This window comes from Xenorhabdus khoisanae (genome assembly GCF_001037465.1).
In the GTDB taxonomy this organism is placed as follows: Bacteria; Pseudomonadota; Gammaproteobacteria; order Enterobacterales; family Enterobacteriaceae; genus Xenorhabdus; species Xenorhabdus khoisanae.
Genome location: NZ_LFCV01000248.1, coordinates 1 through 2,761, shown reverse-complemented (window position 1 = coordinate 2,761; position 2,761 = coordinate 1). Strand labels below are relative to the sequence as shown.

Annotated in this window: 3 protein-coding genes; all 3 read right to left on the bottom strand. The window is 31.5% G+C overall.

What is annotated here, in order from left to right; translation table 11 throughout:
* Nucleotides 1–690: MFS transporter (locus AB204_RS20565; RefSeq protein ID WP_152671599.1), on the bottom strand; the 690-nt coding region annotated here is incomplete at its 3' end.
* Entirely contained in the window at nt 639–1,667 is a 1,029-nt protein-coding gene (locus AB204_RS20560; RefSeq protein ID WP_047965240.1) for a hypothetical protein, read from the bottom strand. The genes AB204_RS20565 and AB204_RS20560, both read right to left, overlap by 52 nt.
* Nucleotides 1,657–2,385: a DUF6065 family protein gene (locus AB204_RS20555; protein WP_047965239.1), complete on the bottom strand. Its 729-nt coding sequence runs from the start codon at nt 2,383–2,385 to the stop codon at nt 1,657–1,659. The genes AB204_RS20560 and AB204_RS20555 overlap by 11 nt, the downstream gene beginning before the upstream one ends.
* Nucleotides 2,386–2,761 lie beyond the last annotated feature (376 nt).

The window sequence follows — 2,761 nt, the reverse complement described above, 5'->3', positions numbered from 1 at the left end:
CATAAAATCCTTATAACTAATCAATAATTTAAAAGAGCTCATAAAATTCAAATTACTTCTTTTACTGTTATTTTCCTTGAAATCTTTAAGGGAAAATAAGTATATAATACCAGATGAAAAAAAACAGATTGCCAGAATATAAAACACTATTCTTATATCGTTAAAAACTAAAACCGCAGATGTAATCGCAGGTACTATAAAAAAAGATAGATTATCAATCAATGACATAATTGAGTTGGCATTTACAAGATCATCTTTTTTTACGATTAATGGAATTACTGACACTCTCATGTTCCCAATGAAATATGAACAAATAGATAAACATGATAAATAAAATACTGTGCCAGCTTCAGAGTTAAATAAGTCAGCCAAGCAATATATTATTGTCATAAAGGATATACTAAGAGATGCAATATAGCCTACCATTCTCTTATTTGATTTATCTACTATACTGCCAGCTATATAGCCAAAACATACAGGGCCAAGGTAAGATAGTGAGCTATAAAAAGTTCCTAATATGTCTTTGTTTTCGGCCATAACAATGAAAATGGGTAATGCAATAAATATAAGCCTTGTGCTAAATATCTCTAAAGCGTAAGAAAAATATATGTATATAACAGGAGATGACGTACTTACTTTTATATTATCCATATTTGGCTCTCCAGTGTTTTCATAAACATCTTCAGCCAAACATCACTTTTTTCCATTTCCTTATATCTTGAAGTAATTTTCTCTAATGGAAAGAAAATACTATGTATTTTACCTAAACCAGCACATACAGATAAAATATTACCCCTCTCTTCCCTTGGGTAATTATCCATCATTTCCGCCAAAAGGTTATAATTTATACATTCTTCTGAATGAACTAGTGCGCAGGCAATATCAATAATTATCCTCATTCTTTTCTCAGAATGTAGAACACCATGGTATAATCTTATCAGACTAAAAAAAATAGTTGCGGTAATATTAAGTCTTTCAAATCCTCCATTATCCCAAGCAATCCTATTACTATTAATGTAAGAACTATCCAACTCGTTTATATAATAATGATGGACTTCAATTGTAGTCATCATTTTCCACCTTCCATCCCTAAATAAATATGGAAAATAAGAGCCATTTATATCAATAGGAAAGTCTTTTGGTAAGACTGAATCTTCTACCCATTTAAGAGTGAACTCCTTATTCACCCAATATGTACTTTCTACCTTAGAAACTAATTCATCATGTGGTAAAAATATTTTTTGCTCATCAAATCCATATTTTAAAAAACCATTTAACTTCGCCTCTTCATTAAAAGATTTTATATTTTCCTTTGGTATGAATATATCTATATCCCCTCTTATTCCCTGAGTATAGTATTTGGAATACATTTCATATCTTGAAAAACCTTGTATAAAAACAGCATTATTGTTAATCAATGCTGATTCTAGTTTCGTAATTACATTTAACTTTTGTCTTTTATAAGTATTGTCGAAAAAATCCTCCATATTCTCAAAACCAGGCATTGAGGAAAAGACAATCCCTTCCACATGATGAGCGATAAGATCTGGAATTATTTCAGCCACATATTCTACAGTGGCATTTTTTACTTTTGCTTTTTTTCCAGCTATTAGACAGTCAAGACTATCGTTAAGAATAGTTTCTAGATTGAATTTTTTATGCTTCATTATTTTTCCTTGCTAATCGCCTGTAAGAACCTGGTTTTTCTGTATTTCTCCGTGTGCTAGTACTGAGTATTCTCTCTAGAAACTCACTGGATGTATCTTTGTCTAGTTGAGACACGGAAAAATTATTCCTTTTAAAATTCCGATGGTATTCTTTTGGTATTGTGAATACTTGTAATATTGGTTCTGTTTTTTTAAAACTTATCGGAACATCAGAACGCATCATTTCGAAATTAGTAAATAGCGGTCCCGCCCACCAGTCGGATTCTATGATTCCTTCCATCACTCTATAATTTATGTTTGAGGGACGGTTTATAGGTGCTCGTATCCATAAGCTTTCTCCACAAGATGTACTAACAAAATAACCTGTCCATACCTGAATAACTCCTTTTTCCGGGAATGCCTCAATAAATGCGGGGAGATATTTACTGTGGCTTTCTGGCATGACCTTTTGCCAGATATCAACACTGTCCGGAAGATATAGTTTGTCTATTATTATCCATTCATCCATACCCTCTGGCTGGAAATATATTTTATAGCCATCCCACATTAAATCGAAATTCATAGGAGGGTAAATTAAAAAACCCATACTATTGGCTACTAAAAATGGTTCACAAAATTGATGAGCCCTAGATGGTATCTCACCAGTTATGGCTATATTAGCTTTTATAGGGTCAGGTGATTCAGGCCATGCTTTAAAAAAATTAATATTTTTTGTCATATTCTCATAATCCTTCATTCAGTGATTCAGTGGGCGATTTCTGCCCACTGAATCTAGGACTTAAGACTTATTTAGCAACTGAACTACCACCACCAGCCGAGCCCATAAAAACACCTTTATCTGTAAACGATTTATATTTTGTAGATACAACAATTTTCATAATCTATTACCTCAGTTTATTATAAAGATAACGTGTACCCCTTAGGGTAATTAGACAATAAAATGTTAATTAAAAATGATCAACTATCAATTTAAACTGATAATTAGTGAAATTTATGCTTTTTTTATATACAAAATTTGATTAAAATTTAACCTTTTTCACTTAAGATCCAATATATTATATCTGTCTCTTATACAAATCTAACGCTGCCAAAAA